The 13,845-nt window shown below is 39.7% G+C and carries 15 protein-coding genes; 12 read left to right on the forward strand and 3 right to left on the reverse strand.

Features of this window, described 5'->3' with window-relative positions; genetic code table 11:
• Window positions 1–21: 21 nt before the first annotated feature.
• From D1B33_RS12165 to D1B33_RS12175, 3 genes are all read right to left on the reverse strand, one after another.
• The gene (locus tag D1B33_RS12165; protein WP_118876670.1) at window positions 22–1,020 is read right to left on the reverse strand and encodes an anti-sigma factor domain-containing protein; all 999 of its coding nucleotides are present in this window, start codon (window positions 1,018–1,020) and stop codon (window positions 22–24) included.
• Entirely contained in the window at window positions 1,017–1,757 is a 741-nt protein-coding gene (gene sigI / locus D1B33_RS12170) for an RNA polymerase sigma-I factor (protein WP_118876671.1), read from the reverse strand. Before sigI ends, D1B33_RS12165 begins: the two co-directional genes overlap by 4 nt.
• A 190-nt stretch (window positions 1,758–1,947) precedes the next feature.
• Window positions 1,948–2,742: a hypothetical protein gene (locus D1B33_RS12175; RefSeq protein WP_118876672.1), complete on the reverse strand. Its 795-nt coding sequence runs from the start codon at window positions 2,740–2,742 to the stop codon at window positions 1,948–1,950.
• A gap of 256 nt (window positions 2,743–2,998) precedes the next feature.
• Between D1B33_RS12175 and D1B33_RS12180 the strand changes: the two genes are divergently transcribed.
• From D1B33_RS12180 to D1B33_RS18475, 12 genes are all read left to right on the forward strand, one after another.
• Entirely contained in the window at window positions 2,999–3,664 is a 666-nt protein-coding gene (locus tag D1B33_RS12180; protein WP_118876673.1) for a hypothetical protein, read from the forward strand.
• A 23-nt stretch (window positions 3,665–3,687) separates the two neighbouring features.
• Window positions 3,688–4,257, forward strand: a complete 570-nt coding sequence (locus tag D1B33_RS12185) for an NUDIX hydrolase (protein ID WP_118876674.1) — start codon at window positions 3,688–3,690, stop codon at window positions 4,255–4,257.
• Window positions 4,254–4,862 carry a chromate transporter gene (locus D1B33_RS12190; protein WP_407656731.1) on the forward strand — a complete coding sequence of 203 codons (609 nt, stop codon included), beginning with the start codon at window positions 4,254–4,256 and terminating at the stop codon, window positions 4,860–4,862. Before D1B33_RS12185 ends, D1B33_RS12190 begins: the two co-directional genes overlap by 4 nt.
• On the forward strand, window positions 4,862–5,389 hold the full coding sequence (locus D1B33_RS12195) for a chromate transporter (RefSeq protein WP_118876675.1): 528 nt from the start codon (window positions 4,862–4,864) through the stop codon (window positions 5,387–5,389). The genes D1B33_RS12190 and D1B33_RS12195 overlap by 1 nt, the downstream gene beginning before the upstream one ends.
• Before the next feature lie 70 nt (window positions 5,390–5,459).
• On the forward strand, window positions 5,460–5,837 hold the full coding sequence (locus D1B33_RS12200) for a VOC family protein (RefSeq protein ID WP_118876676.1): 378 nt from the start codon (window positions 5,460–5,462) through the stop codon (window positions 5,835–5,837).
• Window positions 5,838–5,929: 92 nt separating this feature from the next.
• Window positions 5,930–6,709, forward strand: coding sequence for an alpha/beta fold hydrolase (locus D1B33_RS12205; RefSeq protein WP_118876677.1), 780 nt, complete (start codon window positions 5,930–5,932; stop codon window positions 6,707–6,709).
• A gap of 410 nt (window positions 6,710–7,119) precedes the next feature.
• The gene (locus tag D1B33_RS12210; protein ID WP_233549469.1) at window positions 7,120–9,141 is read left to right on the forward strand and encodes a PKD domain-containing protein; all 2,022 of its coding nucleotides are present in this window, start codon (window positions 7,120–7,122) and stop codon (window positions 9,139–9,141) included.
• On the forward strand, window positions 9,116–9,841 hold the full coding sequence (locus D1B33_RS18585) for a collagen-like protein (protein ID WP_199677410.1): 726 nt from the start codon (window positions 9,116–9,118) through the stop codon (window positions 9,839–9,841). Before D1B33_RS12210 ends, D1B33_RS18585 begins: the two co-directional genes overlap by 26 nt.
• Window positions 9,842–10,331: 490 nt before the next feature.
• Entirely contained in the window at window positions 10,332–11,183 is an 852-nt protein-coding gene (locus tag D1B33_RS12220) for a ParA family protein (protein WP_118876679.1), read from the forward strand.
• A gap of 557 nt (window positions 11,184–11,740) precedes the next feature.
• Window positions 11,741–11,947, forward strand: coding sequence for a hypothetical protein (locus D1B33_RS12225; protein WP_118876680.1), 207 nt, complete (start codon window positions 11,741–11,743; stop codon window positions 11,945–11,947).
• Between the two features lie 254 nt (window positions 11,948–12,201).
• The gene (locus tag D1B33_RS12230) at window positions 12,202–13,509 is read left to right on the forward strand and encodes a sensor histidine kinase (RefSeq protein WP_118876681.1); all 1,308 of its coding nucleotides are present in this window, start codon (window positions 12,202–12,204) and stop codon (window positions 13,507–13,509) included.
• Window positions 13,510–13,571: 62 nt separating this feature from the next.
• A complete protein-coding gene (locus D1B33_RS18475) occupies window positions 13,572–13,736 on the forward strand; it encodes a hypothetical protein (RefSeq protein WP_158582972.1) in 165 nt (54 codons plus the stop codon).
• Window positions 13,737–13,845: the final 109 nt, after the last annotated feature.

A 13,845-nucleotide genomic window follows, 5' to 3' on the forward strand; every position in this document is an offset into this window, starting at 1 on the left:
AAGCAAAAATGTGATTAGAAATTACTTCTCTTCACTTTTGTCCATGTTCTTTTCTTTTGCAGGATGGCTAGTTTGATTTTTATTTTGAGATGCTTTTGTATTTCCATCTTTTTTATCTTCTTCTTTAAGAATATGCTTCTTCGCATTTTCACTCGCTGAAGCGGGTTTTTCAACTTTACTGCTTGGCAAGTCTTTCTGCTCTTCATTTGCTGTCTTTGGTTCTGCAGTTGGTTGTGCCTGCGAGTTGCTTTTCGATTGTTCCGCTTTGATTTCATTCGTTTTTATCTCGGGCAATGTCGGGGATGGTTGAGTATCCTTCATTTTATTTTCCGAGATTGGTACGTGCTGTTGGGTCTTCTCTGTTCTTTTCTCAGGAGTAGAAGAGTGAGGTTCCGTTCCTTCTATTTCCTCCTCGATAATAGGGGAGGGTTGTTTTTCTTTCATCTCCTCTTCCGCACGAACGGATCCGAGAGAACCCTCTTCCTTCGTTGATGAGGAAGGTTGAGCATGTTCATTGCGAACATCCTTGACCATCATTTCAATCTGCTCTTTCATCTCGCCATCCGCTTTTTCTCCAAACTTTGCGGAAATCTCAAGTTTCCCATTGTTGGGAACAGCTTGTTGAATTGCTTTTTCGAGCACTTCCTCGATTGGAAGGCCAGTCCAATCTTCCATGGTTGTTTTCTTCTCTTTGGATTGAACGGAGAGAATATTCCCATGTTCATCTATCGCTAATTCAATTGCATTCTCGCCGTTTATGTGGATATAGGCATAAGTGCTTTTCCCGGTTGGAAGAATGGAAGCTGCCAGAAAAATGACAAGGATGGCTGCTGCAATTGCGGGCAGAAATCCTTTTTTCTTAAGAAGTGGGGGAGCAGCCACAACAGTAAATTCGACCTCATCCCCAATATCGGCATTCGAATCAAGCGGAATGCCCCGAAGGAATTCACCGTTTTCTGTTAGGAAAATCATATGTTTTTTATTTTTTTCGCACACTATGCCTTTAAATGAGCGCATCATTGCATTACTCCTTTAACATAATCTTTTATGTAATGAAAGTCACTCTTTAAAAGCAAAACAACTGAGATAATGTACTTTCGATGACGTTCCACTGTTTTTCTTGATACCTCAACCAATGCCTCGATATCCTTGGATGGCAATTTTTTGTTTTTTATTAAATATGTATAGAGTTCTTCTGTATCTGCAATGAGTTGAGCGATTTGAAACGCCGTTTTTCGGCTATCCGCATGCTTTGGAGAAGATTTTGTCAATTGTTCGAATGTCAAGTTGAACTCGGCCAGCAAGTTTTTATAGTGAATCAATTCATCTTTTCTGGAAGTTGCACGCTGTTTTTCGTTATATGTATGGATCGATTGCTTATCAAAAATAAAATGCTGGTCAGATGATTCATCGTTGGCTGGTTCCAAAAGCATGTGTCTTTCTTTAAGCGTTGTTTCCCTGCGTAAATAATCGATGAGTCTTCTTTTGATAATCAAGTGGGCAAATGTCTGGAAAGAGGCGGCTTCTTTCACATTAAAAGCGATTACCGCTTCATAGAACCCGCTCATCGCGACGCTAAATTCTTCGTCGTGTTCATCGATCGGGCGTTTACAGACAAAAGACGCAGTTCGTTTAATAAAGGGAGTACCGGCAAAAAGGAGGTCGTTTAAAACCTCCTCATTGCCCGCTTTTGCCTTTAGAACTAGCTGGTTCATATTTTGTTTTTCGAATAGTCCGTGAATAATGGACAAAAGCATAAATACCCTCCGTTCCCATAAAGCCGAATGCCTAATGATTGTATAGGGCTTTTTGGAAAATGAAAAGCGGTTATGAAAGAATGAAATAAAATTTTAATAATATTTCAATCTTCCATGGATAAAGCTACATTCATAAATTATAGGGTTGGCCCTATTTTAGATAGACAGGAAATAAGCGAAAAATGAAATGTTACTCGTTTGATTGTTTGTTTTGTGCTTTTTGTTGATCTTTTAATGCTTGTTTTTCAGTTTTATGTTCATCTTGAAGTGTTTTGCGTTCCACCTTTTGCTCTTCTTGAAGTGCTTTGCGCTCAGCCTTTTGCTCAGCTTTAACTTCTTTAGTTTCGGCTTTTGCAGGTTTTGCAGCTGGTTTTTCCGCTACAGGAGCTTTAGGAGCAGGAGCTGGTGCAGTTGTTGTTTGTTCAGTGCTTGCTTGTTCTTCTGCTTGTGTTTCTTCAACAACATCTTCATTTGATTCAATGACAACTGCTTCTTCTTTAGCAGCTTGTTGCTTTGCTTCAAATTTAGCAATTGCTCTTTCGGCATTGCGTAAAATTGCAGCTTTTGCTGTATCATTGCCGGCATTTTCGTATGCTTGTTTTAAAGCGGCTAAATTTCCAGCTGTGTAACCTTCCGGGATTGCAGGGAAATCATTTTCAGTCGCTGCTATTTCTTCTTCGTTTGCAGGCTCAGTAGTGTCTTCTGAGTTTTCAGTTGTTTCTTCTTCAGCTGCTTCTTCTCCAGTTGTTGTTTCATCAGTAGTTTCTTCCTCAGCAGCCGAAGTTTCTTCTGTCGCTTTCTCGTCTGTTGAAGCAGTTTCTTCTTCAGATGCGTTCACAAGATCAACTGTATTTTCCGCAGTTTCTACGCCTTCTGTTTCTTCTTCAGGTTGATTGAACAATTTTTCATCTGCCCATACATAGCTTGATCCTGCTACTGTCAATGTGGCTACCAATAAAGCAGCGCTCGTTTTTTTGAATTTCATTTAAATTCACCTCATGGTTGGATTTTTGCCTCGACTTTTATTCGGACATTCATTTATTCGTAAGCTTTTATTGGTTTGTGGGGGTATGAAATATTACAATATTATTACAATTGAGTATTTCTAAAGAAAAGCAGAAGGATTCGATTTGCCAAAATCATGGTAAATGTAGCGTAAGGTCTATAAAAATCGAAAAAGTAAAGGTAGTATAAGAGGATAGAAATATTTAACAATAAGTGTTCGCCTAGGGGGAAGAGAAATGAGCGTACTAAACAAATTATCCACGACACTCCATCGAAAAGATTCCCGTCCCAATATGATATTGGCACGAGAGTTGGTGGAAAATACAAATATCGAAGGCATCCAAGAAATCATAGAAAATCTAAGAAATAAAGATAAAAAGGTCAGTAGTGATTGCCTGAAGGTGGCCTATGAAATTGGAAGGTTAAAGCCGGAGCTGATTAGTGATTATGCCCAAATATTTATCGATTTGCTGAAAAGTTCGAACAACCGGATGGTCTGGGGAGCCATGCAGGTTTTATCGACGCTTGCGCTGGTAAGTTCCCAAACGCTTTTAAAAAACCTCCCTGTTCTTCAATCGGCCATTAAAAGAGGTTCTGTCATTACGGTAGATAAAGGCATCTTAACGTTAGCAAAGCTTGCATCCATCAGTGAAGAAACGAATAATCTTATTTTTCCTTATTTGCTTGAACACCTTAGAACTTGCCGAACGAGGGAAGTACCCCAGCATGCAGAAAGCACAATGCTTGCCGTTACGGAAAAGAATCGTGTAGAATTCCTCGAGGCGATTAGCCAACGAGAACCGTATATGACCAAACCTCAAGCAAGACGGATCAAGAGGATAATAGCACAGATTGAAAAACAACAGACGCACTATACACCAACAATTCTAAAAATTCGATAATATAAAAGGGTAAGGGGATATCTATGCATTATTTAAGGCAGCAACTCGAACGGTATACACCATTCAATGCCCAGGAAGAAAAAGATCAAGAAATCATTTTACGATATATGGACACTTTTGATAATTTATTGACGAGGGAAAATGAATTTGCCCATTTTACTGCGTCTGCATGGATTGTAAATGAAGCGAAGACAAAAGTGCTGATGGCTTACCATAATATTTATAATTCGTGGTCTTGGGTTGGCGGACATGCGGATGGAGACGTGGATTTATTGCATGTCGCTCTAAAAGAGGCAAAGGAAGAAACAGGACTGACGAATGTGAAGCCATTATCGGAAGAAATGTATTCAATCGAAATTTTGGGCGTTCCAGCTCACGTGAAAAAGGGCAAACATGTGGCAACCCATGTTCATCTCAATGTTACGTTTTTACTGGAAGCGAGCGAAGATGCTCCTACTTCTATAAAAGAAGATGAAAATAGCGCGGTTGGATGGTTTGAACTGAATCAAGCGATTGAAGAAAGTACAGAACCGGACATGCAGGTGGTTTATAGAAAATTAAATGAAAAGCTAGAGAGATGGAGTGATCATTGATTACGAAAAAAATAACAGCCCCTTTTGAAGAAAAAGGATTTTGGCCAAAACAAAAAGATATTTTTATTGCCTTCTTTCGGTCGGGCATTTTGGGCTTTGGCGGAGGGCCTTCCACCATACCGCTTGTAAAAAAAGAAGTGGTCGATCTATTCAAGATGATGAGTGATGAGCAATTTTCGGATGTACTTTCCATCGCTAATACGCTTCCGGGCCCAATTGCCACCAAAATGGCCGGCTATATCGGTTACCGTGTTGGGGGCGTTTCGGGGATGGTCAATGCTTTACTGGCAACGGTATTGCCAACTGTTATTTTAATGATTGTCCTGCTGACTTCTTTGAGCGAATTCAAAGAGTTTGACTTTGTACAAGGCATGACAAACGGCGTGGTGCCGATTGTAGCCGTGATGCTCGGGGTGCTGACGTGGGAATTCCTGGTGAAGTCGAAAAAAAACCTCGGCTGGAATAAGGGAGCAATAATATTAGTCTTCTCATTTTTAGCCATCGTCGTTTTCGGTATTCATCCGGGAATCGTCATTACGTTTTTATTAGTGCTTGCACTGTCTCTTCCTGTGAAAAAGCCAGAAAGGGAGGAGGCAAATAAATAATGATTTATCTACAAATTTTCCTGGCTTTTTTCTATCCAGGCATCCTCGGATATGGAGGCGGGCCATCATCCATTCCGTTAATCGAGCATGAAGTAGTAGAGAAATATGGCTGGATGACAACAAGCGAGTTCAGTGAAGTGCTCGCTTTTGGGAATGCGCTGCCCGGCCCGATTGCTACGAAAATGGCCGGTTATATCGGCTATGAAGTGGCTGGAATCCCCGGTGCACTGGTTGCTTTGTTTGCAACAGTGGGTCCTTCGTTAATCTTGATGTTAATTTTGCTGAATATACTGTTTCGCTATCGCCATTCGCAAAGAGTGAAACGGCTATCCAGTTTCGTATTGCCCGCGATTGCAGTTTTATTGGCAGAAATGACATTCGACTTTTTTGATACGTCCTATGAAGCAATCGGCATTTTGGCGACCGTCATTTTAATGGCGGCTGCGTATATCGCGCTCGAGCGGTTGAAAATCCACCCTGCGTTTGTGATTCTGGGAGGCCTTTTAGTAGGTGGGTTCTTTTTATAAAGAAAAGTATAGATTATTAATTTATTCAAAAGCTTATAAGGGACAAAAAATTTGAAATGAGGGCGATGAAATGATTGAACGTATTGGACAAGTGATGCTATATGTTGATGATCAAGAAAAAGCGGTAAAGTTCTGGACAGAGAAAGTCGGGTTTCAGTTACGCTCGGAGCATAATGGAGACGGTATGCAATGGTTTGAGATTGCACCAAACGAAGATGCCCAAACAACCTTTGTTTTGCACAACAAAGAATTCGTTGCCAAAATGTCACCGGAACTAAACCTGGGAACGCCGTCAATTATGTTTTATGTCGAAAATCTCGAAAATTTGTACGGGAATTTAAAAGAGAAAAATGTAACGGTCGGTGAAATCGTCCAAATCCCGGGTGGAAAGGTTTTCAATTTTGCCGATGACGAAGGGCAGTATTTTGCGGTTATGGAAAAAGCATAGAAACAAGAAGCCGCTTCACATCATAAGAAGCGGCTATTAATATAACAGGATTTTTGAAAATTTAATTAACTGATGAATTAGAGGTGAACTTTGTGACATTGCGATATCAAGAATACGGTGATCGAAGTGCGCCTTTAATGCTATTTTTGCATGGCGGCGGGGTAAGCGGATGGATGTGGGATAAACAGATTCAATACTTTAACCATTATCATTGCATTGTTCCAGACTTGCCTGAACATGGATTAAACAATAATGAAATTAATTTTTCTATAAAAGGCAGTGCAGAAGAATTAATTAAATTAATCGAAGAAAAAGCCGGAGGAAAGAAAGTCATCCTGATTGGTTTTTCTTTGGGTTCTCAAGTAATTATTCAAATATTAAGTATGAAACCAGATTTAATAGATTTTGCAATAATAAATAGCGCTTTAGTCAGACCAATATCATACGCCTACAATATAATAAAACCTACTATTAAATTATCATTCCCTTTAATTGGAAATAGGTTTTTTTCAAAACTACAAGCAAAAACATTGTATGTAAGCGAAGATTACTTTGAAAAATATTATGAAGAAAGTTGTCAAATGAAATCCGACACTCTTGTTAGAGTATTGGAAGAAAACATGTCGTTTGAAATACCTAAAGACTTTGGAGAAGCAAATGGAAAGATATTGGTTACGGTAGGAGAAAAAGAAAAAGCTGTAATGAAAAAATCTGCAAAAGATATTGTAGAAGGGAATTCCAATTGTATAGGCATCATGATACCTGGAATTGGTCATGGAATATCTTTAGCCATGCCTGACTTCTTTAATCATATGGTAGAAGCATGGATACAAGAAGGTAATTTACCAAAAGAATGTAAAGTGATAAGTTGATATTTGTTGTTATTGCAGATGTGAGTTCCAGTGGAATAGAAACAAGTGGACTTCAATAGGGAGTCCTTTTTTGAATGGAAATCAGCAACTTATTTAACAGTGCCTTGTGAAAAAAATATTTTTTAATCCACAGATACCTACAACCTTATCCACAAAGTGGACAAAAAAACGAATTATCCACAAGAGAAAATCTATTAATTTAAATTTTCTCCTTTCCAACCACATACTTTTCCACAAAAAATCCTTAATCTATTTTCTAAGTTCAAAGGACACTTTCAATCATAAAATAAAATTTGTATGCTGTTAGTCATTCGTTTAATGCCATAAATATAAGTCTCATAATATAATTTGAATCTCAAATATCCAATTTTATGGAATTTGATATTCTACTAAATTTATGAAGGGAAGATATGATGACAGTTGGTCCTATTAATCCGCTTAATGGCTTTCCAGTTTGGTACAAAGACCAGAATGGATTAAGATTAATGCTAAATACAGACCCCAACGATCCGTTCTCACTCATTACACCTGCCGACTTGCCGAATCCAGGTCAGCCAGTTGCATTCCCCGGTAATTTTCCAAGTGAGGCTTTTTATTTCATTGCCGATGCGGAAATGGAATTTGGCAATGTAGAGGCGCGATTAGTATTAGCCTTGGAAGGAGCATTTGTAAATGAAGTGCCGGTAGATGGAGAGCAAATTGTATTTGGGCGAGTTCGAATTCGTGTAGAAGGACTCCAGCCAGGTGCAACTTATACTGTTATGCATCCATATGGTATAGACGAATTTGTTGCAGATCAAGATGGAGAAATTAACTTTACTGAAGATATCGGAGGGATGGATGGAGGAAACTTTGAACTGGCCTTAAATAGTCGGGTATTTCCGTTTATAAGCTGGGATTCCAATATTCCACCGGCTGCTCCAGCAGGATATATTGGGGACCCAAATGAACTACATGAAGTTGCTGGGAGTTTAATGATTGATCCAGTAACCAATCAGCCGCTGAATATATTTCGAATAGAAGGACCGGGAATTGGCATCGGTTCGCCATTTCAATCGACAACTCCTGGATATAATCCTGACAACACAATCGAAACAAGATTGTTTAGCTTAGCTGGAAAAATTTCCACCATCTCGGGGGTGGATGTACCTAGAACCACTTATACACAAAGCACGACTGAGCATACACTTGATGTATTTGCTGAATCCGATGTAGGACCCCAGACAATTGAAGTAACGGGAGAGGGGATCAATCCAACGATCTTGCAAGGGGAAAATGGACTTTACTTTGCCCGTGTGAATTATGTAGGGGATACACCTCCAGCTACCGTGACTGTAACGAATGTAAGTGATAACCCGCCAAGTGTTAAAGAGTCGATTCCTACAGATTTCATTACAGCAATTGCAAACTATAACAATGAAACGAAAATACTCACAGTTACCGCTTCATCCAGCGATGAAATAAACCCAGTGACCTTAACTGTACTGGACTTTGGTATGGGAGAAATAGAAATTCCAGCAGGTGGAGTCTTGGAGCTTTCAACAATCATGGTTCCAGCAAGCATCACAATCCAATCCACTGCTGGAGGAACACAAACCATTCCCATTACAGTTTCAGGGTCAAATAATCCACCTGTGGGAGTTAGAGCGAATGCAGGGGCAGATCAAACAGTATTGATCAACACTACTGTTGAGCTTGATGGAAGTGGTTCAACAGGTCCAATTACCTCTTACCAATGGACTCAAACAGAAGGGGAACCTGTCAATTTGTTAAATGCAAACGAGGTTATAGCTGCTTTCGTTGCGCCGGATGTGGAAACAACGCTGACATTCAGCTTGACCGTTGAAGGAGACGGCGGACCTTCAACAGATATAGTGGTCGTAAGAGTACTCAATTCCGCTCAGCAACCAATTGCAAACGGTGGAGGAAATCAAATTGTTCAACAAGGAGCTGTAGTTGCTTTAGCTGGCAGTGCAACGGGCGAAGTAACCTCCTACCTATGGGAACAAGTTGGTGGGCCGCCAGTTCAACTAACCAACCCAAACACGCCAACTGCATCTTTTACTTTCCCGAGGGAATTTTCGACTTTAACATTTAGATTTACTGTTAGTGGACCAGGTGGAAGTTCATCAGATGAAGTGCAAATATCGACAAGACCAGATAGTTTAACTGTAACGAGAGCGGAATTTAGAACACGTGATACCGAATGGCGAATTTCAGGTACATCCACTGTACTAGGTGCAAAAATGACAATTCATATTGGAAATTCTCTAAGTGGAAACATCTTAGCGGAAGTGTCTACTGATGCTCTTGGTGAGTGGCAATATCGAGTTGGGCCATCTACTGTACAACCGGATGGTACACGTGCAATATCCATTCAATCTAGTTCGGGAGGTACACTCGTCAATGTTCCGATTAATGTACGAAATTAATAAAGAAATTTCACGTTTAAATAGAAATATAACGCAGCTTTTACATTTAGAAAGTGACCAGTGGACAAAAAGAGAAAAGCGGTTAATGATGACTATGAAAAAGAGATCATCTGTATTAAATGAAAAGTTAGAAGAATTACAAGAGATATTTAATTCAAGGAAGGATTGTGAGCACGACGGCCATAGTGGAATTTGTTGCGAAACTGCCATTGATTTCCCATGGTGTAAACCAGGACCACCAGGACCACCAGGACCAGAGGGACCACCGGGATTACCCGGAGCAGAAGGGCCGCCTGGACCCCCAACTATAGCAGGGTTGGCTTATGGGTTTGTGTATAGAGCATTCGAAGGCGCCAATAGTGGCGTAGTGCATTTTGATGTTTCGGGTCCTTTACATGATGAGGTAACAATGGTTCCAGAAGGATTGGAAGTGGGCGTAGCAGGTGTTTATCAAATAGGTTATTCCATTACCCTAAGACGTGGAAATAGCATAGAGGAAACAGCTGCTCGAATCCATGTAGGGGTAAATGATTTAATTCATATCCCAACTTCCTATACAGAGTCCGCTGTTTCCCAACAGCTTACTTCCTCCCAATTATATTCCTTAAGAGAAAAAGATGTGGTGAAATTAATCGCTGAATTACCTGAAGGAATGAGCTATACAGCAGCCTCTCTACAAATTGTAAAGGTTGGTGAATAAAGCTTTTAATCGATATAAATAATTGCGCATGAATGTGGCTAATTAACATTTGTGCGGTTTTTTTTCTAAAATTCATGTGCTTTTAATAAAATAGCATTTAAGCTATCAAAAATACGACCACAGATGTTTTATTGTACGAAAGCGAAGCCACAGTCACACGGTTTTGGCAGTGACGAACGCGTTAGCGACATTCACATATGTTTTGGCTGTGACGAAAGCGAAGCGACAAGTACATATGTTTTGACTGTGACGAAAGCAAAGCGACAGTCACAAATGTTTTAACTGTGACGAAAGCAAAGCGACAGTCACAAATACGCCAATGGGTTTTGATATATTGTGTAATTATTTCCCGAGAAATGTCTGATTGTGCGAAATATACGAAGCATCGGAAATTCTAAAATGATTAATGAAAGGAGAGACTCTTTCATACGCTATTTAAAGGGGGTTTCCAAATTTTGCAGGAACAGTGCCTGAGGAAAGGAGATGTTAAATGGCAGTTGTTATACCATTCATTAACTTAAAAGGTGGAGTAGGAAAGACAACAACGGCCGTTGGTTTAGCTGAAATTTTAACGTCCGAATTCAACAAAAGAGTATTGCTCATTGATCTGGATCCTCAAACAAATGCAACCAATATGTTAATCGGCGATCAGCAGTGGAAGAAATTAAACAAGCAAGGATACACATTGGCAACATTGTTCGAAGAAGCTCTGGATCCGGATGAGACCAAATTTATTCTTGAAGAAACATTGCAAGAAAATGTTTCGAACATTCTATCCACAAAACATCTGGATTTGCTTCCTTCAAGTTTAGACCTCATCAATATTCAGGACATGCTTGCGAAAATTCCGACCGGTCCATTTTATTCGGATAACCCCATTGAAATTTTGAAAAAAGGAATTCGTTCGATCAAGTATAATTACGACTACATCTTGGTCGACTGCCCTCCGAATATGGGAATCATTACATTGAACGGTTTGCGCATCGCCACCGGCTATATCATCCCGACCATTCCCGATTTCCTATCTACATACGGCATTTCCTATGTTGTGAATCGCATAAAAGAATTTTCGAAGAATATGGATATGCAAATCGAAGCGCTCGGCATCGTTGTGACAAAATATGATGAAAGTTCCAACGTACATAAAACCACTCTGGAAAAACTGAAAAAGAAAAAACAACTTCATGTATTCCAGGAAGTTTTTAAACAAAATAATCGTTTGGCCGAAGCGGCGGATTATAGCAAAATGTATGACTCTTTTAAGGAAAAGTGGGATGAGCAAGGGCAATATGAGGCATTTTCCGGTTTGGCAAAACAGCTGATCAAAAAATACGAAGGGTAAATTCGATTCAATCAAATTCGCCTTGGCGTATTTGTACCTGTCGCTAACGCTTTCGGTACAGCCAAAACATATGTGACTGCCGCTTCGCTTTCGTCACAGTCAAAACATATGCGTCGAGATTATATCGAGCTTAGGCCTGCACGATGCAGGTCAGGTAGCCGTCGTCGCAGGATGCGACGTTCTTAGGCTATCTTCCTTTATATACTTCTTTTAAAAATCTGTGACATCCGCCGGAGGCTTTAGGCCAACAAAATTCTTTTGCGACGAGTAACCGCAGGAGCAGGATGTTGGTTACTTAGACGTTGTTGCTGTCGCTTCGCTTTCGCACAAAAAACATCTGCCACAGGACGTGGCGTTCTTAGTCTAAGTTCCTTGGTTTCAGTCAGGGTGAACTCTCACCGAATTCAATTACCTGTTCTATTCATCTCCCTACTTTATAGAAGAAGAATAATTTTACTGAATGAAGTTAAAATAAATATACATTTGTGGGACAAACTATTGAATGAACATCCAGGAATTTTTCTGGATGTTTAAACCATTCAATGGGGGATAGCAAAATGCCAAAGGTAGAAGCAAACCAGACAAATTGTCAGTGCAATGTTAATCAGCAAGGCCACGCCCAAGCAGCACGGAACAAACAGGAAATTGCTTCAGAGATTTACCCGCAAGATCATATCAAGCAGGTAAAGTCTAAAACCAATTCTGGCAACCAAACGAACGAACAGGATTCACAGGTGGAAAGTGAACGAACTGCCTGGAATTAAATTTGTTTTCGGATGGCTTATCTACATTGATGGAGAGGGGTTATGGAGAGGAATCTCTGTAATTCCTCTTTTTAATTTGTTTATCCAAGCCTGAAAGTCATTCTGAAATTACGAGTTAATTTCCACCAAATAGTAGGCCGATAAGATTGAATCGTAAAGTATAGAAAACTTATTTAATTTATAGGTTTTAAAATGGTCATTACTATAGTACCATTATAGTTGGTAAGGAAAATATAATGAGGAAGTACTTGGTAATGAAAAGTTATAGGGTAAAAATGATATTAATATTATCGATTTGTTTGTTGATTTTCTTTACCGTGCTCAGTTTTTATGTTACCAACCAAAATATGAATACTGCGGTGGAAGAATCAATCGCAAATCAAAGCCTTGAATCGGCTAAGCGTATTGCAGAAACTTTAGATGTCGATACGTACAAAAAATTCTTGATGAATCCAGAAAAAAATGAATATTATTGGGCCATTAACGATGAATTAAATCACTTTAGGGTAGATTTGGGTGCCTTGTTTGTCTACACGATAAAGATTGATAATCCGACTGTTTCACAAACGATGATTGCTGGATTGCCTCGTGATAAACAAGATTTCTTTGAGATTGGTAAACCAACCACAATCCCGCCCGAACAAGTAGTAATAGGCTATCGGGGAATGCCTTTTACCACCGGAGTGATTGATGATCCGAGATACGGCACCTATTTAACGGTAGGAACCCCTATTTTTGATCAAGAAGATCAAATTATTGGCTATCTAGCCATCGATATTAGTACGAGTAAAATCAATGCCGTCAAAGAAAAGGTACAAGAAAATAATTTGCTGATCTTTTTAATGAATGCCCTTTTCACTCTTATCATCATTATTTCTTTCCACCTCTTGCAAAGATGGTATCAGAAGGAAGTAGCAAAAGAATTGGCGAGCACGGAAGATACCTATCAGGGGGAAATTCGAACGCTGATCAGCTCTGTTTCTTCGTTAAGGCATGATTATTTGAACCATATTCAAGTGATCCAAGGATTGCTGGCTATTGGCAATATAGACAAAGCCAAGGAATACATAGATTCTTTGTCCAACGAAGTGCTTTTAATCGAGTCCATCAATCCGGAAATTGAACATCCCGGCCTTGCCATCTTACTGAAATCGAAAAAGGTGGCTGCCCAAAATCAACAGATACAAATGAAAACGGATGTTGCCAACGATTCATTCCACCATATTACTTCAACCGATTTGATTAAAATTCTTTCCAATCTAATCGATAATGCGATGGAAGCAACAATGGAATTGCCGGAAAGTCAGCGAAATGTTTCGATACTATGCGATAAAATGGAAGATTGCTATCTGTTCGAAGTGAAGAATACAGGATATAAAATTGTTGATGACAAGGAGATTTTCAAGCAAGGATTTACTACAAAACCAGAACATGAAAGCAAGGTGCGGGGACAAGGGCTGTTTATTGTAAAAGAGGTCGTCAATAAATACTATGGCGATATTGAGATTCATTCCAAAGAGGACGGCTTCACGATTGCGACCGTTAAAATTCCGACCAAATAGTTCCGCATATTTTCCTTCCTAAAGTCAATAATAAGAAAAACTTTGGACTGGGAGAGGGGAAAATGCGGAAAAGAGTATTGATTGGCGTGTTTCTTGGATTAACTTTCATCACTTCGGCATGCATGGATAACGGAGATAATACCCCGGTAGAGGTCAAAGCGGAAGTGGATGAACACAAAACGGCGGATCATCCAATCAACATGAAAGCATTATTAAAAGAAATATAACTCATGGTACATGAAGTTAGGCTTGCGGCGGATGCCACAGATTTTAAAAGGAAGTTTATCGAGTATCTCGATAAAATCTGGGCGCACATGCTGTCCCGAAAGCGAAGCG

Source organism: Ureibacillus yapensis, assembly GCF_003515775.1.
GTDB lineage: Bacteria > Bacillota > Bacilli > Bacillales_A > Planococcaceae > Ureibacillus > Ureibacillus yapensis.

Bases quoted from the DNA above. Each gene is read 5' to 3' on its own strand.
- sigI (WP_118876671.1), bottom strand. From the start codon at position 1,757: ATGCTTTTGTCCATTATTCACGGACTATTCGAAAAACAAAATATGAAC.
- D1B33_RS18585 (WP_199677410.1), top strand. From the start codon at position 9,116: ATGTTCCGATTAATGTACGAAATTAATAAAGAAATTTCACGTTTAAAT.
- D1B33_RS12180 (WP_118876673.1), top strand. From the start codon at position 2,999: ATGAGCGTACTAAACAAATTATCCACGACACTCCATCGAAAAGATTCC.
- D1B33_RS12220 (WP_118876679.1), top strand. From the start codon at position 10,332: ATGGCAGTTGTTATACCATTCATTAACTTAAAAGGTGGAGTAGGAAAG.
- D1B33_RS18475 (WP_158582972.1), top strand. From the start codon at position 13,572: ATGCGGAAAAGAGTATTGATTGGCGTGTTTCTTGGATTAACTTTCATC.
- D1B33_RS12200 (WP_118876676.1), top strand. From the start codon at position 5,460: ATGATTGAACGTATTGGACAAGTGATGCTATATGTTGATGATCAAGAA.
- D1B33_RS12225 (WP_118876680.1), top strand. From the start codon at position 11,741: ATGCCAAAGGTAGAAGCAAACCAGACAAATTGTCAGTGCAATGTTAAT.
- D1B33_RS12165 (WP_118876670.1), bottom strand. From the start codon at position 1,020: ATGATGCGCTCATTTAAAGGCATAGTGTGCGAAAAAAATAAAAAACAT.
- D1B33_RS12210 (WP_233549469.1), top strand. From the start codon at position 7,120: ATGATGACAGTTGGTCCTATTAATCCGCTTAATGGCTTTCCAGTTTGG.
- D1B33_RS12230 (WP_118876681.1), top strand. From the start codon at position 12,202: ATGAAAAGTTATAGGGTAAAAATGATATTAATATTATCGATTTGTTTG.
- D1B33_RS12175 (WP_118876672.1), bottom strand. From the start codon at position 2,742: ATGAAATTCAAAAAAACGAGCGCTGCTTTATTGGTAGCCACATTGACA.
- D1B33_RS12185 (WP_118876674.1), top strand. From the start codon at position 3,688: ATGCATTATTTAAGGCAGCAACTCGAACGGTATACACCATTCAATGCC.
- D1B33_RS12195 (WP_118876675.1), top strand. From the start codon at position 4,862: ATGATTTATCTACAAATTTTCCTGGCTTTTTTCTATCCAGGCATCCTC.